At 63.9% G+C, this 2,557-nt stretch carries 3 protein-coding genes; all 3 read left to right on the top strand.

Features of this window, described 5'->3' with window-relative positions; all coding sequences use genetic code 11:
* The coding region (locus EN750_RS28795; RefSeq protein WP_127398777.1) for a GNAT family N-acetyltransferase at window positions 1–141 on the top strand (141 nt) is incomplete at its 5' end.
* 285 nt (window positions 142–426) lie between these two features.
* Window positions 427–1,695, top strand: coding sequence for an ABC transporter substrate-binding protein (locus EN750_RS28790; RefSeq protein WP_127398776.1), 1,269 nt, complete (start codon window positions 427–429; stop codon window positions 1,693–1,695).
* 52 nt (window positions 1,696–1,747) lie between these two features.
* Window positions 1,748–2,557: sugar ABC transporter permease (locus EN750_RS28785; protein WP_145968002.1), on the top strand; the 810-nt coding region annotated here is incomplete at its 3' end.

Genomic DNA, 2,557 nt, shown 5'->3' with positions numbered 1-2,557 from the left:
GCGCTGATGTGGCACGCCTTCGCCGTTTTTCGCGAACGCGGCGCCGATCATGTCGACCTCAAGACCAACACGGTCGAGAATCCCGCCGCCGTCCGGCTCTATGAGCGGCTGGGCATGATGCCTGTCGCCTGGGAAGGCTAGGGTGTGCTGATATTCAGGTGATGCCGGCCTGCAAATGATGGCTTCCTGCGCTTCCGGTGCTCACGTACCCAAAAATACGCTCCGCTCCGGTTCTCGGAAACCACCATTTTCGACTCGGCCTGACCTGAATCTCAACACACCCTGATGGGTGTCGCCTCACGCAGGAACGGCGCGATTTGGGAACCCAAAGCGCCGCTTCGCATTCAATGGGAGGTGAGGGCCTGACAAGCTGCCGGCGGGTGGGAGGAATTTTCCGCGGCCGGCCGCGGAGGGACATCCACCACCATGAAGTTTTCTCACGCATTCCTGGCGCTTGGCGTCGCCGCCATGCTGGTTGGCACGCCGGCGCGGGCCGTCGAGCTGTCGATGGTGTCGGGCGATACCGGCGACGGCATCAAGGTGCTGCGCGAGATCCTCGACCGTTACGAGAAAGACAGCGGCAACAAGGTCAGCATCGTCGTCATGCCGACGTCCGGAACCGACCAGTTCGGTCAGTACCGGCTTTGGCTCGCCGCCGGAAACAGTGACATCGACGTCTACCAGACGGACGTGATCTGGGCACCGCAGCTCGCCAGCCAGCTGGTGGATCTGACGGCAGCGACCAAGGACGTCGTGGCCGAGCATTTCCCATCGATCATCCAGTCACAGACCGTCAACGGCAAGCTCGTCGCCTTGCCGATCTTCACCGATGCGCCAGCGCTCTACTACCGCAAGGATCTCCTCGACAAATATGGCGCCAAGGTGCCGGCCACCTGGAAGGAACTGGCGGACACCGCCAGGCTGGTCATGGACAAGGAGCGTGCGGCCGGCAATCGGGATATCTGGGGCTTCGTCTTCCAGGGGAACGCCTATGAAGGGCTGACCTGCAACGCGCTCGAATGGGTGATGTCGAATGGCGGCGGCCAGATCATCGAGCCGGACGGCTCCATCTCCATCAACAACAGCCAAGCGGCGGCGGCGCTCGACATGGCCAAGGGCTGGGTCGGGACCATCGCGCCACCCGGCGTGCTTGCCTACCAGGAAGAGGAATCGCGCGGCGTCTGGCAGACAGGCAATGCGGTGTTCATGCGCAACTGGCCCTATGCCTATGCGCTCGGCAACGGCGAGGGCTCGCCGATCAAGGGCAAGTTCGACGTGGCACCGCTGCCGGCCGGCACGGGCGAGGGCGCGCGCCCGGTCGCGACCCTGGGCGGCTGGAACCTCGCCGTCTCCAAATATTCGAAGCATCCGGATGCCGCGATCGAGCTGGTCAAGTTCATCGCCTCGCCCGCGATGCAGAAATACCGCGCGCTGAAGACGTCCAACCTGCCGACCATCCGGGCGCTATATGACGATGCCGACATTGCCAGGGAGCACCCGATTATTCCGCGCTGGAAGCAGATATTTCTCAATGCGGTGCCGCGCCCGTCGGCCGCGGCCAGGATCAAATACAACGAGGCTTCGAGCCAGTTCTGGAACGCCGTTCACAACACGCTCTCGGGCGACGGCACCGCCGCCGACAATCTGGCCGACCTCGAAGCGATGCTGACCAAGCTGAAGGGCCGAGGCTGGTGACGCGACGATGCCGGGGCACCCGCCCGGCGGGACCGCAACGAGCGGGAGCGAAATGACAGGAATGGAACCGGAAACAGCCAGGGCCGCGCACTCGCCGTTGACGGCACAGCGCGTTCGCTCGGCGTGGCTATTCCTGGCGCCGATGCTGCTGGTGCTCGCCGGGGCGGCCGGCTGGCCGCTTGCCCGCACGGTTTATTTCAGCTTGACCGACGCCTCGCTGGCCGACCTCGACGCGCGCCAATGGGTCGGCTTCGGCAATTATTTCTCGGTGCTGCACATGCCGAGCGGCCGGACCCTCTATGACGGGCTGCTCGTCGATCCGGTCTGGTGGCGTGCCGTCTGGAACACGGTTCGTTTCACGGTGATTTCGGTGACCTGCGAAACCATCCTCGGCACGATCGTTGCTCTGGTTCTCAATGCCGAATTCAGAGGCCGCGGCGTCGTCAGGGCAGCGATCCTGATCCCCTGGGCGATCCCGACGATCGTCTCGGCGAAGATGTGGCAATGGATGCTCAACGACCAGTTCGGCATCATCAATGTCGTGCTGCTCAACCTCGGCCTGATCAGCACCAAGATAGCCTGGACGGCCGACGCCGACACGGCGATGGCGGCCGTCCTCATCGTCGATATCTGGAAGGCGACACCGTTCATGACGCTGCTCATCCTGGCCGCGCTGCAGATGCTGCCGAGGGAGATCATCGAGGTCGCCAGGCTCGACGGCGCCAACCCCTGGCAGATCTTCTGGCGGGTGACCTTGCCGCTCATCCGCCCCGCGCTGATGGTGGCCGTGATCTTCCGCGCGCTCGATGCGCTGCGCATCTTCGACCTGATCTATGTGCTGACGCCCAACAATGCGCACACC

This window comes from Mesorhizobium sp. M7A.F.Ca.ET.027.03.2.1, from assembly GCF_003999175.1.
GTDB lineage: Bacteria > Pseudomonadota > Alphaproteobacteria > Rhizobiales > Rhizobiaceae > Mesorhizobium.
The sequence above is the reverse complement of the archived record's forward strand: the minus strand, read 5'-3'. Positions and strand labels throughout refer to the sequence as shown.